Below are 18,437 nucleotides of genomic sequence, written 5' to 3'. Positions count from 1 at the left end.
GGCCGGGGGAGTGTGACATTCCAACTTTGCAGAAACAGGACACTTCAACTTTGCGGCTACATCCAATAATCACATAATCTATCTTATGGAACATACAAATCCGTTATCATCTCAATACATACAGGCCACGACATAAAGTATCGCCTGCAGCCATGTGCCTTCGCCTGCCGACGCCTAAGATGCTCTGCGACATATCGCTGGCGGCACCCGCCGGACGATATCAGCCCAAGGAATGCTAATCGATATTATTGCGGATCGCGCATTGACCCCTTTTGCCAAATCGCCTTTCTATCCCGCTCCGCCGGTGAGCTGAACCGCCGGCGCGCTGTCGGGAGGCGATCATGCGCGTTTTTCAGATGATTTCCGATCTGCGTGACCATCTCGCCGGCTATCGCGGCGCCGGACGCCGGATCGGCTTCGTGCCCACCATGGGGTTTCTCCATGCCGGCCACATGGAGCTGATCTCCCGGGCAAAGGCGGAAAACGACATCGTCGTCGTGTCGATATTCGTCAATCCGTTGCAGTTCGGACCAAGCGAAGACCTGGCAAAATATCCGCGGGATTTCGAAAGAGATCGGAAGATGCTCGCGGATGCCGGTGTCGATATCCTTTTCGCGCCCACGGTGGAGGACATGTATCCCCGCCCCATGAAAACCGTCGTCGATGTGCCGGATATCGGGCGCCAGCTCGAAGGCGCCGTCCGCCCCGGCCATTTTGCCGGCGTCGCGACCGTGGTAACGAAGCTCTTCAACATCGTCCAGCCGCAATCCGCGTATTTCGGGGAGAAGGATTTCCAGCAGGTCGTGCTGATCAGGCGCATGGTCGAGGATCTCGCCCAACCTGTCCGCGTCGTCGCCGTGCCGACGGTGCGGGAGGCAGATGGCCTCGCCTGTTCGTCCCGGAACGTCTATCTCAATCCGGCCGAACGATTGGCTGCGAAAATCATACCGGCTGCACTCGATGAAGCGGAGCGCCATTATCGCGAGGGCCTCGACGATCCGGCAGTACTGGAGGCTGCCCTGGCGGCCTTCATCGCAACAGAGCCTCTGGCATTCGCGGAAGTGGTCGCGGTCCGCGATCCGGAGACGCTCGAGTCGATCCGCTCCCTCCATGCCGGACCCGTGCTTGTCGCGTTGTTCGTGCGGATCGGCTCGACCCGCCTGCTCGACAACCGGGTCATCGGACTGAAGAGCGACGAAGTATCGAGGACGGACCGATGAGCATGCAGAAAAAGGAAAGGCGCCTCACGCCTGCGCGGATCCAGGCAATGAAAGGCAAACAGCCGATCGTCTGCCTTACCGCATATACGACCCCCGTTGCCCGAATCCTTGACGAACATTGCGACCTGCTGCTCGTCGGGGATTCCCTCGGCATGGTGCTTTACGGCATGGAAACGACGGTCGGCGTCACGCTCGACATGATGATCGCCCACGGTCAGGCGGTGATGCGCGGCGTCTCCCGAAGCTGCGTCGTCGTCGACCTGCCATTCGGGACTTATCAGGAGTCGAAGGAACAGGCGTTTCGAAGCGCCGTGCAGGTTCTCCAGCAGACGGGATGCGACGGCGTGAAGCTGGAGGGAGGCGAGGAAATGGCCGAGACGATCGCGTTTCTGGCCCAGAGAGGCGTTCCCGTCTGTGCGCATGTCGGGCTGATGCCGCAACAGGTGCACACGACCGGCGGCTATCGCTCGGTCGGTCATTCGGACAGCGAAACGGCAAAGATCAGGCGGGATGCGCTGGCGGTGGGCGGAGCCGGCGCCTTCGCCGTCGTCGTCGAGGGCACCGTCGAACCCCTCGCCCGCGAGCTGACCGATGCTCTGTCGATGCCGACCATCGGCATCGGCGCCTCGCCGGCCTGCGATGGGCAAATTCTCGTCTCCGACGATATGCTCGGCCTTTTCAAGGACTTCACGCCGCGCTTCGTCAAACGCTATGCCGAAATGGGCAGCATCATTGCAGAAGCCGCAAAGACCTATGCCGATGAAGTCCGAGCGAGGGCGTTCCCGTCGAAGGAGCATACGTTCACACCCCGATCGTGAGATTTCAACCCGACATCCACTCCGCGCCGAGCCATGCCGCCCGGTTGGCGCCGGCCTTTGCCGCCGCCGATCTTGTGCACTTCGGAAACGAGGTTGGCATCCCACGAGGCGAGGCCCATCCTGTCAGCCTGCGGTGCGTGCTGCAGTCCAGTTCCCGCCGTCGGCGGACGTGCCGCTCATCGTGCCCTCAGTCACTTTCCCGGTGTAACGTGTGCCTCCGGCGGTGAACGTGATGTCCGTGCCATCCATCCTGGCATCGTTGATCCTATGCGTCCGACCGTTCTGGGTCAGTGTTCCGGATAGCATTTGATAAGTCTGCGTCAGCGTCAGCTGTCCTTCGCCGAAGCGCCACTCGCCGGCGACCTTGGCAGGAATGACCCATTTGAAGGCCCGGCAATAGCTTTCGCAATCGCCGCCAGCCTCGACGCGGTCATCCGGCTCCCAGTCACCCATATCGAAGCTGTTGGAAACCACACGGGTGCCGGGCTTCATGTCGAGCAGGATCGGACGCAGCCTGAGGTTCAGTTCAGGCAGCAGGAAAAGCGTGATGACCGAAGCATCCGAAAAGTCCGATTCGAAGATGTCGCCTTCCACGAAGGTGGCCCGGTCGGCGACGCCTTCGGCTTCGGCGTTGCGCTTCGAAAGGGCAACCATATCGGGATTATATTCAATGCCATGAGCGCGGGCACCGAGCTTGGCAACGCTGATGACCGTTCTCCCGTCGCCGGAGCCGAGGTCTATGACATGGTCCTCCTTGGTGATATTGGCCATTTCCAGCATCCGATCGACCAGTGCCTGGGGTGTCGGCACCCAGACAACGTCTTTGCCTTCCTGGCCGACCCTTGGCGTATAGCTCTCCGACGACGTGCTCGGAGCCGGCGTCGTCTGTGCCAGCGGGCTGCTGAGCGGGATTGCCGCAACGGCACATGCGAAGGCGAGATTACGAAGCATCGACATGACAGATCTCCTTTCACGGGGCTTGATTGAGGGACGGCGCGGAGCGCGGCCCGGGCTGGGCAACAGCGACAATCTCCGTCTTGTCCGGGCGCTGGAAGCGCAAGAGGGGGGCACCGGCGGCAAGTACCGCCAGCCCGATCAGAGAGGCGACGCCCGTATAGGCAAGACTGCCGTGCAGCATGTAGGCGCAGGTGAGGCAGAACAGGATGGGCGTCAGCGGGTAAAGCGGGACCTTGTAAGGCCGGACGTGATCTGGCTCGCGCCAGCGCAGGACGAAGACAGCAATGCCCATCAGCAGGAGGAAGCCCCAGAAAACCGGCGCCGTATAGTCGACCATCGCCTGAAAGCCGTCGCGCGTGCCTGCGCCGATTCCGACGAGAGCCAGGGCGACCGCTGCCTGCATGACAAGCCCGTTGGCGGGCGTCTTGCCTCGTTCGTTCCACTCGCCGACGCGCGGCAGGAGCGTCAGGTCGCGCGCCATCGCATAATAGACGCGTCCGCCGGTGAAGATCGTCGCATTCAAGGTCGAGATCGCCGCGACGACGACCGCCAGGCTGACGATCACCGCGCCCGAGGGACCGACGGCAATGCGCATCATATCCGCCGCGACCGCGTCCGAAGCGCGCAGCCCCTCGAGACCAAGGATTGCGAGCATGGCGGCGTTCGCCAGAACGTAGAGCGTCGCGATCGCCGCAGTCCCCAGCACCAGCACTTTGGCAATCCTGCGCGGGGCGTCCTTGATCTCGCCGGTCAGGTAGGCGACCTCATTCCAGCCCCCGTAGGTCAGCAGTACGAAGATCATTGCCATTCCAAGAGCGGCATTCGGGGACGCCTCGCTCGGCGCGGCCGGCGGCTGCACCGGCGAGCTCAAGAATCCGAACAGAATGATCGCGACGACGGCGGCGATTTCCACCAAGGTTATGGCGATCTGCAGCGTCTTGCTCTGCCAGGTCCCGATGACGTTGACGGTGGTAAAAACGATGATCGACAAGGCCGCGTAGATTGCGGAACCGTAGGGACCAAGCGGAAATAGCTGGGCAAGATAATCGCCGAGGACGAAAGCCACGCCGGCGATCGCTCCGGTCTGCATGACCGAACCGCGGGCCCACCCGAACAGAACCGCTACCGGCTTGCCGTAGGCACGCGACAGGAAATGGTATTCGCCACCGGCATGGGGATGAGCAGCCGCAAGCTCAGCATAACATAAAGCCCCGATCAGCGTGACGACCCCGCCCGCTACCCAGACGGCAAGGAAGGCGAGCTCGCTCTCCACATTGGCAGCCACGATCGAGGGAGTTCGGAATATTCCGATGCCGACGACCAGCCCCACCATGATCGTTACCGCGTCGAAGACTGAGAGGGACGCCTGTGGCTCCGCTGTCCGCGGCCCGGATTTATTTGACTTCGGCATTCATGATTTCCTTCGCTTGATCGGCCGAACGCTGTGGTCCCTTGGGAACCGACCGAAACGGGGCTGTTGGGAAGAAGGCAGCGAAATGCAAAATGGGATGCCGATATCTCCGTTCCGGCAAATACTGGCGGGATGCTAAAGGCTTCGGGGGGTGGCCTCAATTGGTTAAGCGTGATCAAAATGCCGTAAAATCAGCGGCTTAATCACGTTTTTGTCTCGCCATTGTGATCCTCTAGGTGAAGATCTGCGAAAGCTTTGCCGTCAGAAAACAAAACACTTTTTTGTAGGGGGCATGGCTTCACGCGGCTTGTGAGCAAATGTGAAGGAAGCGTTCGTCACTTCTAGCTAATGCAGTTGTGATGCGGCCCGTTACCATCCGGCAGCCAGGTCCAAGCCTCACCAGAGCATCCTCCAGTACTGGCGCCGGTTTTGCTTTCCAGCCAGTTCGAGGAAAAGCGCTCGGTTACGGGCGTCCTGCCGCCGAACAAATGGACGGCGCCTCACGATCGCATGCCAGAGTGTCGATGCGGAAGAAGCGTGCGGCCACGAGGGCGGGGGAAGCGGGAGCTTTCCCTTCAAGCCCGTGCGGGACGTGCGAAACCCAGGCGGTCGCGCAGGGTGGTTCCTGCGTATTCGGTGCGATAGAGCCCGCGCTCCTGCAGGATCGGCACCACCATGTCGACGAAATCGGTGAGCCCGTCCGGAAAATGCGAGGGCATCACGTTGAAGCCGTCTGCAGCCCCTGTGGTGAACCAGGTTTCCAGCGTGCCGGCGACGTATTCCGGCGTCCCGCAGAGCACCCAGTGCCCACGCGCCGCCGCCATGAGATTGTAGACGTCGCGCAGGCGCATGTTCTCGCGCCTGGCCTTGTCCAGCATGACCTTTGCGAAGGCGTGATAGCTGTCGGAGGGCGCAAGATCTTCCGGGATCGGACCGTCGAGGTCGTAAACGCTCATGTCGATGCCGAAGCGGTCGGAGAGCAGCGACAGCGCATTCGTCTCGCTGACGAAACCCTGCAATTGCGCCAGTTTGTCGTGCGCCTCCCGCTCGGTCCGGCCGACGATCGGCATCACGCCGGGCAGGATAACCATAGAATCCTCCGACCGGCCGTATTTAGCAAGCCGGCCCTTGACCGATCGATAGAAAGCGCGCGCCTCGTCGAGGTCCTGCGTGACCGAGAAGACGATATCGGCGGATTTCGCGGCCAGTTCCTGACCCGGGCCTGAACCGCCCGCCTGGAGGATGACAGGTTGACCCTGCGGCGAACGCCCGATATTGAGCGGCCCCTTGACCTTGAAATGGGCGCCCTCGTGATCGAGGGGACGAACCTTGGCCGCATCGATGTAGAGACCTGTCTCGCGATCGGCGACAATCGCATCGTCTGCCCAGCAATCCCACAGGCCGCGCACGACCGCCAGGAACTCCTCGGCGATTTCATATCGCTTGGAGTGGTCCGGATGGACCGTGCCGAAGTTGGCGGCGGCAGTCGGGTTCGCCGTCGTGACCGCGTTCCAGGCAGCGCGCCCGCCACTCAGATGGTCGAGCGAGGCGAACAGGCGCGCCACAGTGAACGGATCGCTGTAGGTCGTCGATACCGTGGCGCCGAGCCCGATATGCTTCGTTGCGCCGGCAATGGCCGACAGGAGCGTCAGTGGTTCGAGGCGCGCCGTATACGAAGGGTGGGCAGCCGGATCGGCGTGAAGATTGTCGCCCATGAAGATCAGATCGAACAGGCCGCGCTCGGCCTCTACCGCGATCTGCTTGACCATTTCGATGTCCTGGAAACTGTCCACCGCCCCCGGCATTCTCCAGCCGGCAACATGGCTGCCGGTGCCCAGCAGGAAGAGGCCAAGATGAATCTTGCTTGTCATGGTATGCTATCTCCAGAAGACGTAACGCCGCTCGGCAAAACTGATGGCGCCGAAGAAGGCGAGGCTGATGGCCGAGGCGACGATGATGGCGGCCCAGACTTTCACGAAGTCGATCTGCAGCACGGCCTGGTAGATCACCCAGCCAAGCCCGCCATAGGCACCCAGCATCTCGGTCACGATGGCGACGATCACGCTGCGAACCGTGGAAACGCGCATTCCGGCGATGATGAGCGGCAGCGCGGTGGGCAGGCGCAAACGCCAGAGCACGGCGAGCCGTCCGGCACCGAAGGAGCGGATCAGGTCGACGGACTTGCGATCGACGCGATCGAGCCCGGCAATCGTGCTGAGGAAGATGGTGAAGCTGACGGCGATCGCCACCATCACGATCTTCGAGGCCATGCCAATGCCGAACCACAACAGCACCAGTGGAGAATAGGCGACAACCGGAACGGAATTGACGGCGGTTGCCAGCGGCAGCACGACGCTGCGCGCGCTCGGGATCATCGTTACCAGAATGGCAGCGGCCATGCCGACGAGACAGCCGATCACATAGCCTGCGAAGGACTCCGCCGCCGTAAACCGCGCCGCCTCCACGAGACTGGCGGCGTCTTTCGCCATGCCGGCCAGGATGCTGGTGACGGAGGGCAGGACGTAGGCGGGAAGATTGAGGCCGCGCGCGGAAATTTCCCATACGGCCGCGACCAGAAGGGCGCCGGCAATGCCGCGCCCGATCTGGCGCGCGCTGTCGGATTGGATGAGCGTGGTCATTGCTCGCCTCCCCAGAACACGATCTTGCGCTCGGCAAAGGAGACCAGGCTGTAGAGCCCCATGCCGAGGCAGGCGGAAACCACGATTGTCGCCCAGATGCCGACAACGTTCTCGTTGTACATCGCTTGCAACAGAAGCACGCCGAGGCCTGTCGTGTCGCCGAACCATTCGCCGACGATTGCGCCGACGAGGGCTAGCGACGAGGCGAGTTTCAGCGCCACGAAAAGCTGCGGCAGCGCCGCCGGCAGGTAGAGCCGGCGCAGGATCTGCCTGTCATGGGCGCCGAAGCTGCGCATCAATTGCACTTGGCGGGGATCGACGGAAGAGAAGCCGAGCAATGTGTTTACGGTGACTGGCAGGAAGCTGATGTAGAAGGAGATGACGGCCTTGGCGAATAGGGTATTGCCGAACCAGAGGACGACGACGGCGCCAAAGGCAATCACGGGAATGGTCTGCGAGACGACGAAAAGCGGGAAAAACAGCTCCCTGAGCGCGACCCAGCGATGGAAGATCACGGCCATCAGCACACCGAACAGGCTGCCCGCGACAAAGCCAACCGCCGTTTCGAGGAATGTGCGCCAGAGGCCCGCGAGATAAGCGCCGGGCGTCGCCAGAATACCCGATGCGATCGCGCTGGGGCGCGGCAGATAATAGGGACGGATTTCGAACGCTATCACGAGCACCTCGACGCCCAGCAGGCCGAGCGCCAGCCAGAGAACCGGCTTGAGGGCCGCATAGATCCTGCCCGTCGGTATGACGGGCAGGTTTGCGGCATACGCGCTGCCGCCGCTCATAGGCGCCTTTCCCCGGCGGGGATCTTGTCGATGAAGCTGGGATTGAAGGCCGCATCGAGGTCGACGGGCTTGGAGATGACGCCATACTGGGCGAGCAGGTCGTTGGCGGAGCCGACGGCATCCTTGTCGATGGTGAACAGGCCATCGGTGGACGCCTTGCCGGCCGTCATCAGCGTCTTGATCTCGGACAGCATGAATTCCTGCTGAGCACGATCGAGGGTCGGAGCGATTTTCATGATGATGTCGATCGCTTCCTTCTCGTGGGCGAACGCATCCTTCCAGCCTTTCACGCTGGCGCGCAGAAACTTCTCCACCAGTTCCGGTTTCTCGGCTGCTGTCTGTTCGGAGACGATCAGCGTGTCGCGGGGAAAAGAGACGCCGCTGTCTTCGGGCACGAACAGGTTGAGATTGTCCTTACCGGCGCGCTGGTTGATGACGTAGAGCTCGTTATAGCGGGTGGCGGTGACGACATCGACCTGCCTGTCGACGAACGGTGTGACGGACACCTGCTGCGGCTGGATGTCGGTTTCCTTCGGATCGATGCCGACCTTCGACAGCATGGCGGAAAGCACGTGGTTGGCGCCGGTGAACCAAGTGGTGACCTTCTTGCCCTTGAAGTCGGCGACGGCCTGCACCGGACCATCCTTGTGCGAGACGAAGACGAAGGGTGTGACCTGATGCGCGACACCGATGCAGACGATCGGCATGCCCTTGTCGCGTGCGGCGAAAACGCTGTCGGTCCCGCCGGAGAGACCGAAAGTGTCGGCGCCGGTGGCCACGAGATTTTCCGTAAGGAGGTTCGGCCCGCCCGGATTGATGGTGAGGTTGATGCCCTCCTCCTTGTAGTAGCCCTTTTCGAGCGCGACGTAAAAGCCTGCGAACTGGGCCTGGGTCAGCCACTTGAGGCGCAGGCTGGCATCGACCACGTCCTGAGCGGTTGCAGGAGCTGCGGTCATGGTGAGCCCCTGAAGACCGAGGACGGCCGCTGCAAAGGCAGCGAGTATGTTGCGTCTGTTAAGCATGGAACCTCTCTGTTGGTCTTGATTGTTGTCGACCTCCACCCAACTCATTGCCGGTAGTCGGATCCTTCCCGGTCGAGCTGACGCAGGAAGGCCGGCCACTCCCGTTCACCGGCGATGAGAATGTCGCCCTTGCTCTCCCAGAACTGCCGCGCCGCCTTTTCGCAGACGTCGTCCGGCGGGATCACAAGCTTTGCGCCCGATGCCACTGCCGCCTGGAGATCCAGCTGGATGCGCGCCGCACGTTCGAAGTAGTAGAGCAGCATGAACGCCTCGCCCGGGGTGCGGCCTACGGTCAGTATGCCGTGGTTGCGCATCAGCATGACCCGGTTGCCGCCGAGGTGGCGGATGAGCCGCTCCTGCTCGGCGAGGTCGATCGCCACGCCTTCGTAGGCGTGGAAAGCCTGGCGTCTGTAGAAACGCATGGCGAACTGGCTGAGCGGCAGCAGGCCTTCCTCCTGGCAGGAGACGGCGACGCTGGCATCGGAATGGGTGTGAAGCACGCAGACCGCGTCATGGCTCGACTTGTGGATCGCACCATGGATGACGAACGCCGCCTTGTTCACCGTATAGGGGGTGTCGTCGAGCTTGTTGCCCTGGGTATCGATGCGCACCAGGCTGGTCGCGGTGATTTCCTCAAACAGAAAACCGTAAGGGTTCAGCAAGAACTGGTCTTCATGGCCGGGCACCCGCATGGAAATATGGTTGTAGATCAGGTCGTCCATGCCGAGGCGCGCAACCATGCGATAACAGGCGGCAAGATCCACGCGCGCCTTCCATTCCGCTTCGGGGATATGGGTGGGACGGCCCGAATAATGGTCAGTCATAGTCAATTCCTCGTGTATCAGTGTCCGGCGATCTGGAAGGATTTCATGCTTTCCTCCTCGATCGCCTCGAGAAGAGTTTTCTTGAGCGCAATGAATTCGGTGGAGGTCACGATGTCGGCCCTGCGCGGGCGCGGCAGGTCTACGGTCTGCTCAAGCTTCACGCGGCCGGGGCGCGCGGTCATCACCAGAACCCGGTCGCCGAGGAAGATCGCCTCGTCGACATCGTGCGTTATGAACAGGACCGTACGCTTGTGCTTCTGCCAGACGTCGAGCAGCCAGCGCTGCATCATCGTTCGCGTCAGCGCATCCAAGGCCCCGAACGGCTCGTCCAGCAGCATCAGGTCGCGTTTGAACAGGAAGGTGCGCATGAGCGCCACGCGCTGGCGCATGCCGCCCGATAGCTGGTTCGGATATTGAGCCTCGAAACCGGTCAAACCAAACTCGGGCAACATTTCCATCGCCTGCCTGCGCGCCTGGGCCCGCGGCATGCCCTCGATCTCGAGCGCGAGAATGGCGTTGTCGATCACGTTGCGCCAAGGCAGAAGAAGATCGCGCTGCGGCATGAACGAGACCTTGCCGAGCAGGTCGGACGCTGCCGAGCCTACCCCCTTGAGCCTGAGGATATTGCCGGGATCCGGCTCCTCCAGCCCGGCCAGGATGTTGAAGAGCGTGCTCTTGCCACAGCCGGACGGCCCAACGACCGTCACCAGTTCGCCGGGACGGATGGACACTTCGAGATCCTGCAGGGCTTTTACCGCGCCGAAGGTCTTGGAAACGTTGCGCAGTTCGATGAGCGGCTTGCCGGCATCGACAGGCTCGGTTGCCTCCAGCTTTGCCGGAATCTGCCCCACGGCCCTCCCCTTCGACGACTTCAGCAGGTCGATCAACCCCATCGCGCCGGCAGCGGGGCCGCGAAAATATTCCTCCGTCATCGCCCTTCCTGTCATGCTCGCCACTCCTGTACGTATGCAGTTCTTCGCTACAAGAATACAAGCAAGCTCCATGCCAAGTTCCAATCGGTCGCAGGATCGATGTAGAATTGTCGATTGTTGCGCGTGCAGGTCTAGTTTGAGCGAAAATCCCTCACCGCGCACATCATTATGTGCGAAAGCTATTCGTATATTCAATTTATGTATACAGAAAATTGATTTTCGAGTTCATAAACTCACATTTATTGTGCAGTGGGTGTCTGATTTTTGACCAGCACGGAGAAATGCCCAACGGGTCGGCATGAGGTGCCTAGCAAGGTTCGCAAGGTGGCTTTCATTACGCGGAAATCCAGCGGCCCTCGACGATAAAGGCCGGACACGAAACCCGTACCGGCCCTGTTGCATGAATCTCTCCCGCCGTTTGCCGGCTATGACAGCGCCTGCTTCATCATTCGGAAAAAGCCGTCGTTCGACGCCTGCTCGATGACACGCGCATTGACCTTGTATTCCGGCCAGCGATTGCCGAGCACCGGCGGGTGGATTGCCGAAAAACCTCGGGTGATCTCACCCGCCGTCTCGATCCGCACGACGGCCGCGCGCGCCGACTCGATGAGGGCGGGATCGAGCGCCATCGCACAGGTCAGCGAATCCGGATGCGTGCTCATCGGTCGCCCGTAGCGTGCCTCCGCCGTCTGGCGCGGCACTGCCGAGACCTTGCGATAGAATTCCGAAAGCGGCGTGTTCATAGCGAAGAGCTCTTCGAGTTGATCCGCCTCGAACACGCTCGACCGTAGGGTCAGCGTCCAGGTAGACAGCGTGATATCGAAGCCTGCCTCGAACACGATCTTCGCCGCTTCCGGATCGACGAAAAAGTTGTATTCGGCGCAAGGCGTGATATTGCCGACGGAGTTGTCGGTGCCGCCCATGATCCACAAATGCCGCACCGCCTTGGCGATCCGCGGCTCCTTCATCACGGCGAGTGCGATGTTGGTGAGGGGCGCCTGGGCCAGGATGTCGATCTCGCCGGGCTCTGCCATCACCTTCTCGATGATCGCGTCGACGGCATGCCTGGTTTCCGGCCGCTGGCGGGCGATCGGCAGGTTGGCGCCGCTCATTCCGTCATTGCCGTGCATGGTCGAGGCCTCCCACGGCTTCACCATGGGCCGACGCGCGCCGCAATAGACCGGCACCTTGCCGGAAAAGCCGGCGGCCTCGATCGTCGCCAGCGCATTCTCGACCTGCTGGTCGAAAGGCACGTTGCCGACGCAGATCGTGACCGCCTCCAGCGTCGAGCCCGGCGTCTTCATAGCCAGCAGCAGGGCGTAGGTATCGTCCCCTGCCGTATCGGTGTCGATGATCAGCCGCATCAGTAAAACTCGAAGCCCATGGTGCGTGCGTGATAGTAGAAACCGCCGTCCTGAACGATCAGGAACTCGGCGCGGCCGTTGCCGTCGTTGTGGTGGCTATGCTTGGCCGCCGGTGGCGTGACCAGTGTCGCCCAGGGCGACCAATCGCATTTCTGCTCGGCGACCATGGAATAGGCCGGATCGCCGGCAACGACCAGCGTGATTGCCGCCGAATTGTGCTTGTGCGGCGGCTGTTCGCTCTTGGGCTTCAGCGTGTTGAGCGACAGCGTCATGGTCGGCGTGATGTTGCGGGCAGCTTCCGTCTTTACTGCCGAGAAGATCAGCGCGTGGCCGGACGTGTTGGCATTGGCGTTGGAGCCGTAGACGACGTCGAGCTGGTGGGCGATCTCGCCTGCGGGGTAGTGTACGAATTCGACTGCGGCGTCCTTGCCCGTGACCGGAACGGAAGTGTCGAACTTCAGCTGCGGATCGTTGCCGACCGCCCAGAAGACGCTATCCTCGTCAGCCGTGATCGCGGAAGTCACGCCACCCGGCAGCAGGAAGACGTCGCCCGTGCCGAGCACTGCCGTTTCGTCCCCGACGACGATGCCGGCCTTGCCCTTGATGACATACCAGATCGAGGCCGTATTGATGAGCGTGGTGTCGAGCGTCTCGTCCGCCTTCACCACGGCATATCGCGCCAGCATCAGCGGCGTCGTCGCCGGAAAGGCGCACTGCATCTTGCCGGACTGGTCGCAGTTGATGAAACCGGTCTTCTGCATCGCCATGGCCTTGGCCGGCTCGTCCGTGAAGATATGGCCCGGCACCGGAGGAAGCTTGATGTTGAAGGCGTTGCCCGAGTTGAAGTAGCGGCTGCGCGCTTCGGCTTCGTTTACGGGATTGCGTGGCAGTTGGACCGGCATTTCGGCCATGTCATTGGCTGTGCTCATCATGCATCTCCTTGATTGAACGAAACACCCGCTTCCTGGAGAAGCAGGTCGAGAAGGACGGTGGCGCCGGCGGCAACGTGTGCCGCCTCCGCCCATTCGTCCGGATGGTGGCTGACGCCGCCCCGGCAGGGAATGAAGATCATGGCGCTGCGCGTCAGGGGCGCCATCTGCCGTGCATCGTGGCCGGCAGCGGACAGAAGATCGAGGTGAGCGAAGCCATGCCGCTCGGCCGATGCCCGGATCTGGCCTTTGAGGCCCTCGTCGAAACCGTTCGACGGTGCATCGACCAGGCGGCGGATGGAGACCGCGCAGGAGCCGGCTTCCGTGGACGCGATCTCCTCGATGCGCATGCCGAAAGCGTTCAGCAGGTCATTGTCGGGATGGCGAAGATCAATGCGGAAGGCGACCTTCGCCGGCACGACCGAAGGAGCGTTCGGCTGAACCTCGACCCGGCCGATCGTGAACTTCACGAGGTCGTCGCCGGCCATCGCCGCATGCATTTTCGAGGCCATCGCCGCAAATGCCTTCACGGCATCCTGCCGGCGGTCCATCGGTTCAGTGCCGGCATGCGCCTCGCGTCCCAAGATCGTGATCTCGTAGGTCTTTTTGCCCTGGATGCCGGTGACCACGCCAATGACGGCACCCGTCGTTTCGAGCAGATCGGCCTGTTCGATATGCGGTTCGACATAGGCATGCATGGGAAAACCGAGCGGCCTGCGTTTCACTTCGGGAAAGGCGTCATGCACAGTCTTCAGTGCCTCGCCGACGCTGATGCCGCCGGCATCGCGCACGGCCATCACTTCGTCTACAGTACGGAGGCCGGCAAAGAGTTCCGAACCCATCATGCCGGGCGCGAAACGGCTTCCCTCCTCGTTCATCCAGGCCGCGACCACGATCGGGCGTTCAGGCGTCAGCCCCGCCTCGGCGATCGCCGTCACCGCCTCCAGCGCCGCAAGCGTTCCCCAGGCCCCGTCAAAAAGACCGCCCGTCGGCTGACTGTCGATGTGACTGCCGGCGACGACGGGCGCAAGGCGGGGAGAACGACCTTCAAGTGTTAGAAAGAGATTACCGGCGGCATCGGTCGAAGGGGCGAGTCCTCCCTCGCGCCCCCAGGCGATGATACGGCGCCAAGCCAGGATTTCCTCCGCCGACAGCGCCTGCCGGTTGACACCGCCGTCCGGCAGCGCACCATCCTCGCCAAGCGCCATCAGGCGCGCCCAGAGCCGGTCGGCGGAAATCGCGGGCCTTGCCATGCTCCTTACTCCGTCCGCATGACCTGACCGGGATCGGCACGCGGATCGCGAACCTTCCATGCCCCCTGCTCCACTTGCGCAATGAAATCCGAGATGAGGGCGTTGAATAGCGCCGGTTCCTCCAGGTTCAACGTGTGTCCGGTTTTGGGCAGGATGGCGAGGCCGGAGGCAGGGATCATCTTCTTGAGATAAATCGACGGCTGCAGGCAATGATCGTCCTCGTCGCCGGTCATCACCAGCGTCGGCACCATCATCCGCTTCAGCTCATCTTCGAGGTCCCAGAAGGACGGCCGGCGGCACTGCACTCCGCGCATGGTGTTTGCGGCACCGATCGCCGAATGCCGCGACAGGCGCTCCGCGAAGGCCGCCCAGCCGCGCGGATCCTTGTTCTGAAACTGCACCCGGCTCGCTCCGAGCGAATAAATCCTGGAAAAGGCAACCGGGTCCTTCTCGAAATTCTCCGCCACCTTGAGCGAGGTGTTGCGGAAATAATCGGCAGTCGCCCGTTCCGTTCCATAGCCGGCACCGGCAACCGTCAGCGACAACGCGCGCTCGGGGAAGCGCAAGCCAAAATGCAGCGTCGCAAAGCCCCCCATGGAAAGGCCGACGACATGCGCCTTCTCGATGCCGAGGGCATCCAGCACCGCCACCGCATCCTCGGTCGCGATTGCCTGAGAATATTTCTCGACGTCTGTCGGAATGTCGGAGGGCGCATAGCCTCGTGCCGCATAGGTGATGCAACGATGGCGACGGGCAAAGAAGCCCATCTGCGGCTCCCAGGCGTCGTAGTTCCCACCGAATTCGTGGATGAACAGGATCGGCGTGCCGCCCTCCCCTGCCGTCTCGTAGTAGAGCTTTGTCCCATCGTTGGCGGTCGCGAACATGTGAGAGCCTCTTTGCGTGGTCTGGTCGATGCATTGTCCGGCCCTAGAAGAGGGCCGGTACGTCGTTGAGTGTGCGCGCTGTCTCGATGTAGCGCGGCAGGCCTTCGCAGAAGCGCTCGGCCCAGGCGCTTGGCACCGACGTCGAAACCTTGATGAACCGGTCGCCGAAGGCGGCGGTGTGATAGCGGCCCTGGCGGATCATCACGCCCTCGCGGCGCGCAGCCTCGACGATCGCTTCCGGCGAGACGCCGGTGCCAGCCGTCTCCAGCACGAGGAAGTTGCCGTGCGATACGGGAACCGGGACCGAGAGACCGGCGGCTTCCGCCGCCGCCACGATCATCGCCTTGTTGGCGCGGTCGAGGCGGCGGACTTCCTGCATCCATTCCGGCTTGACCGAAAGACCGGCCATGGCCGCTCGCTGCGCGACGACCGAGGCGCCCAGGACCGAGGTCGAAGCGGCGGAGAACTCGTCGACCAGCTTCGGCTCGGCAACAAGGGCACCGATGCGCATGCCGGCGAGCCCCAGCCATTTGGAGAAGCTGAGCGACACTACCGTACCTTCAGGCGCCACCTGCAGGACGGGCGTGTGGCCATCGGCAAAGTCGCGATAGGTGCAGTCGTGGATCATCAGCGCGCCGACCGATCGGGCGATCTCGGCGAAGGCGGCGATCTCCTCACGTTCGTAACGGATGCCGAGCGGATTGTTCGGGTCAACAATGTAGATGATCGCGCAGCGCTCATCGACCGCGGCACGCAGCGCCTCCGGCGTCAGCTTGAAGCTCGTCGCCGGATCGTAGATCGGGATCTGGACGACTTCGGCACCGGCCTGTTCGGCAAACAGGCAGGGCCATTTCCAGGTCGGATCGGTGGTTACCAGCGTCGTGCCGGGCTTGGCGCGCGCCTTGCAGATCATGGCAAGCGCATTGACGCCGCCCTCGGTCACCAGGGCTTCGGCCGAGCCGGCTCCGAGATCGGCAACGATGGCGCTGCGCAGCGCCTCGAAGCCCATCGGCGGAGCATAGGCATTGAACTCGCCTGCCTCGACCGAGCGGATCATGGCATCCGTGACCGCCGGATGGGCGGGCACGTGATTGGTGTTCTGCCCCATCCACGCCAGGTCCGGCGTGGAGAACAGGTCGTCGAAATAGCGGTTGCGGGTGCGCGCGTCGGCCATGGCGGATCAGATCACCGAACCGCGCGCGGCGATCCCGCCGTCGATGGTAACGATCGTGCCGCTGATATAGCCGGCCTTGGGTGAAGCGAGAAAGGCGCAGAGATCTGCGACCTCTTCGGCCGTCGCCGGGCGCTTGCCCGGATATTTGTCGTAGAGTTCTTCCCAGCGGGCCTCATCGCCCAGCATGTCGATGGCCTTGCGCTTCATGATCTTCAGCATACGCGCGGTATCGACCGGCCCCGGGTTGACGCCGATGACGCGTATGCCCTCGTCCATGCTGCGGCCGCCGAGCGCCTTGGTGAAGCTCATCAGTGCGGCATTGCCCGTGGAGCCTGCAAAATAGGCGGCGTCCCAGTTCTCGCCGGAATTGCCGATAACGTTGATGATGACGCCGCCCTTGCCCTTGCGGCGCTTCCAGAACTGGCGGGAAAGGGTGATGTAGCCGAAGACCTTGAGATCGAAGCCGCGGCGGATCGCCTCGTCGGTCACGTCCTCGATCGAACCGGCGGGAATGTCGCCTGCATTGTTCATGAGGATATCGTAGTCGCCGCATGCCTTATCGAGGGCGATCATGGCTTCGGTCGTGCCGAGATCCGCCTCGTGTACGGTCACGTTGACCGGATACTGCGACAGCTCCTTCTTCAACTCTTCCATCGCGGCGCCATTACGGGCAGCGATGTGAAGATGACATCCTTCCGCCGCCAGCACCTTGGCAATCGCATGGCCGATGCCCTGCGAGGCTCCGGTGATCAGCGCCGTTTTTCCGGCAAGATTGAGTTCCAATTGCATCTCCTAGATGAATACATATTTCTCCTTTCTGCATACTATGATTTAGAACGCTGTCCATGATTTTTTCGATTTTGCCACAGAAATTTATTCCAGACTGGAGGTAAAATTCCCCATCGTACGCAAACTGATTATCTTTTTTGCAAAAACTGGAGGCAGTGTGCCTTAAATTTCAACAAAATCGCAAAATTTAACTGAAATCAATTTTTGTATACGTCATGCTATTGCACGAATACGAAAATGCCATCAATGTTCGCCCAACCCAAAAGGGCCGCACGACAAAAGGATGGCCGGAAGACTCACCATGACAGACGTGTCCCTCAAGAGAGTGGGAAAAGCCTACGAAAACGCCTCGGCCAACACGATCGAGGATCTCAACCTGGATATCCGCAGCGGCGAGTTCGTCGTTCTCGTCGGGCCGTCCGGCTGCGGCAAATCGACCACGCTCAGGATGATCGCGGGTCTCGAGGAGCTTTCGGAAGGACAGATCTGGATCGCCGATCGCCGGGTCGACGAACTGGAGCCGCGCGAGCGCGACATCGCCATGGTCTTCCAGAACTATGCCCTCTATCCCCACATGACGGTGGCGCAGAACATGAGCTTCGGGCTGAGACTCGCCGGCATGGACAAGGCGGAAATCCGTCGGCGTGTCGAGGAGGCAGCTCAGGTGCTGGACATCGCCTCCCTTCTGGAGCGGCGCCCGAAGCAGCTCTCCGGCGGGCAACGCCAGCGCGTGGCCATGGGCCGCGCCATGGTCCGCGATCCCGCCGTCTTTCTGTTCGACGAGCCGCTGTCTAATCTCGATGCCAAGCTGCGTGGCCAGATGCGGGCTGAAATCCGCCGGCTTCACAGGCGGCTGAAGGCGACAACTATCTATGTCACCCACGACCAGGTGGAAGCGATGACGCTCGCCGACCGGGTCGTCGTGCTGAACAAGGGCCGCATCGAGCAGCAGGGTACCCCGCAGGAACTTTATGAACGCCCGGCCACCCGCTTCGTCGCAGGTTTCATCGGCAGCCCGACGATGAATTTCCTGCCCGCGAAAGTCGTGACCGAGAGCACCCGGCCGGCACTCAGGATCGGCGAGGCAACCATTCCGGTTCCGGCACACAAGGCAGAGACGGTGCTGCAGCGGGTCGGACAGGACATCGAAATCGGGTTGCGGCCCGAGCACTTCCTGGCCGACGGGCCCGCCGACCTTAGCGCGACCATAGACATGGCCGAACTGCTGGGCCCCACGACGCTGGTCCACTTCACGCTGGCCGGCGTGACCTGTTCCGCCATGCTGCCGCCGGATCTCGCAGCCCCTGAAGGCGAGGTTCAGTCGCTGCGCATTGCATTTGATCGAATGTCGATTTTCGACCCGAAGACCGGCCACGCACTTTGACGCGGCCGCCCGATGCCCCATGCCGATAACAATCATCAAGAAC

17 protein-coding genes are annotated in these 18,437 nt (G+C 62.0%); 3 read left to right on the top strand and 14 right to left on the bottom strand.

Annotation, left to right across the window (positions count from 1 at the left end):
• Positions 1-341 precede the first annotated feature (341 nt).
• A complete protein-coding gene (gene panC / locus ACMGE0_RS15345; protein WP_436816726.1) occupies positions 342-1,220 on the top strand; it encodes a pantoate--beta-alanine ligase in 879 nt (292 codons plus the stop codon).
• Complete coding sequence (panB, locus tag ACMGE0_RS15340; RefSeq protein WP_436816725.1) at positions 1,217-2,038, top strand: 3-methyl-2-oxobutanoate hydroxymethyltransferase; 822 nt, start codon at positions 1,217-1,219, stop codon at positions 2,036-2,038. Before panC ends, panB begins: the two co-directional genes overlap by 4 nt.
• Positions 2,039-2,161: 123 nt before the next feature.
• Here panB and ACMGE0_RS15335 read toward each other — a convergent pair whose 3' ends face one another.
• The 14 genes from ACMGE0_RS15335 to ACMGE0_RS15270 all read right to left on the bottom strand — a co-directional run bounded on the left by ACMGE0_RS15335 (position 2,162) and on the right by ACMGE0_RS15270 (position 17,010).
• Complete coding sequence (locus ACMGE0_RS15335) at positions 2,162-2,995, bottom strand: class I SAM-dependent methyltransferase (RefSeq protein ID WP_436816724.1); 834 nt, start codon at positions 2,993-2,995, stop codon at positions 2,162-2,164.
• A 13-nt stretch (positions 2,996-3,008) separates the two neighbouring features.
• The gene (locus ACMGE0_RS15330) at positions 3,009-4,406 is read right to left on the bottom strand and encodes an APC family permease (RefSeq protein WP_436816723.1); all 1,398 of its coding nucleotides are present in this window, start codon (positions 4,404-4,406) and stop codon (positions 3,009-3,011) included.
• A gap of 575 nt (positions 4,407-4,981) precedes the next feature.
• The gene (locus tag ACMGE0_RS15325; protein ID WP_436816722.1) at positions 4,982-6,277 is read right to left on the bottom strand and encodes an LLM class flavin-dependent oxidoreductase; all 1,296 of its coding nucleotides are present in this window, start codon (positions 6,275-6,277) and stop codon (positions 4,982-4,984) included.
• A 6-nt stretch (positions 6,278-6,283) separates the two neighbouring features.
• Positions 6,284-7,045, bottom strand: a complete 762-nt coding sequence (locus ACMGE0_RS15320; RefSeq protein ID WP_436816721.1) for an ABC transporter permease — start codon at positions 7,043-7,045, stop codon at positions 6,284-6,286.
• Positions 7,042-7,839: an ABC transporter permease gene (locus ACMGE0_RS15315; protein ID WP_436816720.1), complete on the bottom strand. Its 798-nt coding sequence runs from the start codon at positions 7,837-7,839 to the stop codon at positions 7,042-7,044. The genes ACMGE0_RS15320 and ACMGE0_RS15315 overlap by 4 nt, the downstream gene beginning before the upstream one ends.
• Positions 7,836-8,861: an ABC transporter substrate-binding protein gene (locus tag ACMGE0_RS15310; protein WP_436816719.1), complete on the bottom strand. Its 1,026-nt coding sequence runs from the start codon at positions 8,859-8,861 to the stop codon at positions 7,836-7,838. The genes ACMGE0_RS15315 and ACMGE0_RS15310 overlap by 4 nt, the downstream gene beginning before the upstream one ends.
• A 44-nt stretch (positions 8,862-8,905) precedes the next feature.
• Positions 8,906-9,685 (bottom strand): class II aldolase/adducin family protein, encoded by a 780-nt coding sequence (locus ACMGE0_RS15305; protein WP_436816718.1) that lies wholly within the window; start codon positions 9,683-9,685, stop codon positions 8,906-8,908.
• 17 nt (positions 9,686-9,702) lie between these two features.
• Entirely contained in the window at positions 9,703-10,632 is a 930-nt protein-coding gene (locus ACMGE0_RS15300) for an ABC transporter ATP-binding protein (RefSeq protein WP_436816717.1), read from the bottom strand.
• Between the two features lie 410 nt (positions 10,633-11,042).
• Positions 11,043-11,981, bottom strand: coding sequence for a nucleoside hydrolase (locus ACMGE0_RS15295; protein ID WP_436816716.1), 939 nt, complete (start codon positions 11,979-11,981; stop codon positions 11,043-11,045).
• Positions 11,981-12,910 (bottom strand): cupin domain-containing protein, encoded by a 930-nt coding sequence (locus ACMGE0_RS15290; protein ID WP_436816715.1) that lies wholly within the window; start codon positions 12,908-12,910, stop codon positions 11,981-11,983. The genes ACMGE0_RS15295 and ACMGE0_RS15290 overlap by 1 nt, the downstream gene beginning before the upstream one ends.
• Positions 12,910-14,163 (bottom strand): hydantoinase/carbamoylase family amidase, encoded by a 1,254-nt coding sequence (locus tag ACMGE0_RS15285; protein WP_436816714.1) that lies wholly within the window; start codon positions 14,161-14,163, stop codon positions 12,910-12,912. The genes ACMGE0_RS15290 and ACMGE0_RS15285 overlap by 1 nt, the downstream gene beginning before the upstream one ends.
• Positions 14,164-14,168: 5 nt before the next feature.
• Entirely contained in the window at positions 14,169-15,047 is an 879-nt protein-coding gene (locus ACMGE0_RS15280) for an alpha/beta fold hydrolase (protein ID WP_436816713.1), read from the bottom strand.
• A 43-nt stretch (positions 15,048-15,090) separates the two neighbouring features.
• Complete coding sequence (locus ACMGE0_RS15275) at positions 15,091-16,221, bottom strand: pyridoxal phosphate-dependent aminotransferase (protein ID WP_436816712.1); 1,131 nt, start codon at positions 16,219-16,221, stop codon at positions 15,091-15,093.
• Positions 16,222-16,227: 6 nt separating this feature from the next.
• The gene (locus tag ACMGE0_RS15270) at positions 16,228-17,010 is read right to left on the bottom strand and encodes an SDR family oxidoreductase (RefSeq protein WP_436816711.1); all 783 of its coding nucleotides are present in this window, start codon (positions 17,008-17,010) and stop codon (positions 16,228-16,230) included.
• 301 nt (positions 17,011-17,311) lie between these two features.
• On the opposite strand from ACMGE0_RS15270, the gene ACMGE0_RS15265 reads away from it, so the two are divergent.
• Positions 17,312-18,394, top strand: a complete 1,083-nt coding sequence (locus tag ACMGE0_RS15265) for an ABC transporter ATP-binding protein (RefSeq protein ID WP_436816710.1) — start codon at positions 17,312-17,314, stop codon at positions 18,392-18,394.
• Positions 18,395-18,437 lie beyond the last annotated feature (43 nt).

The organism is Neorhizobium descurainiae (genome assembly GCF_051400715.1).
Lineage (GTDB): Bacteria > Pseudomonadota > Alphaproteobacteria > Rhizobiales > Rhizobiaceae > Neorhizobium.
Note: the sequence above shows the minus strand (reverse complement) of the source record. Positions and strands in the feature narration are given on the sequence as shown.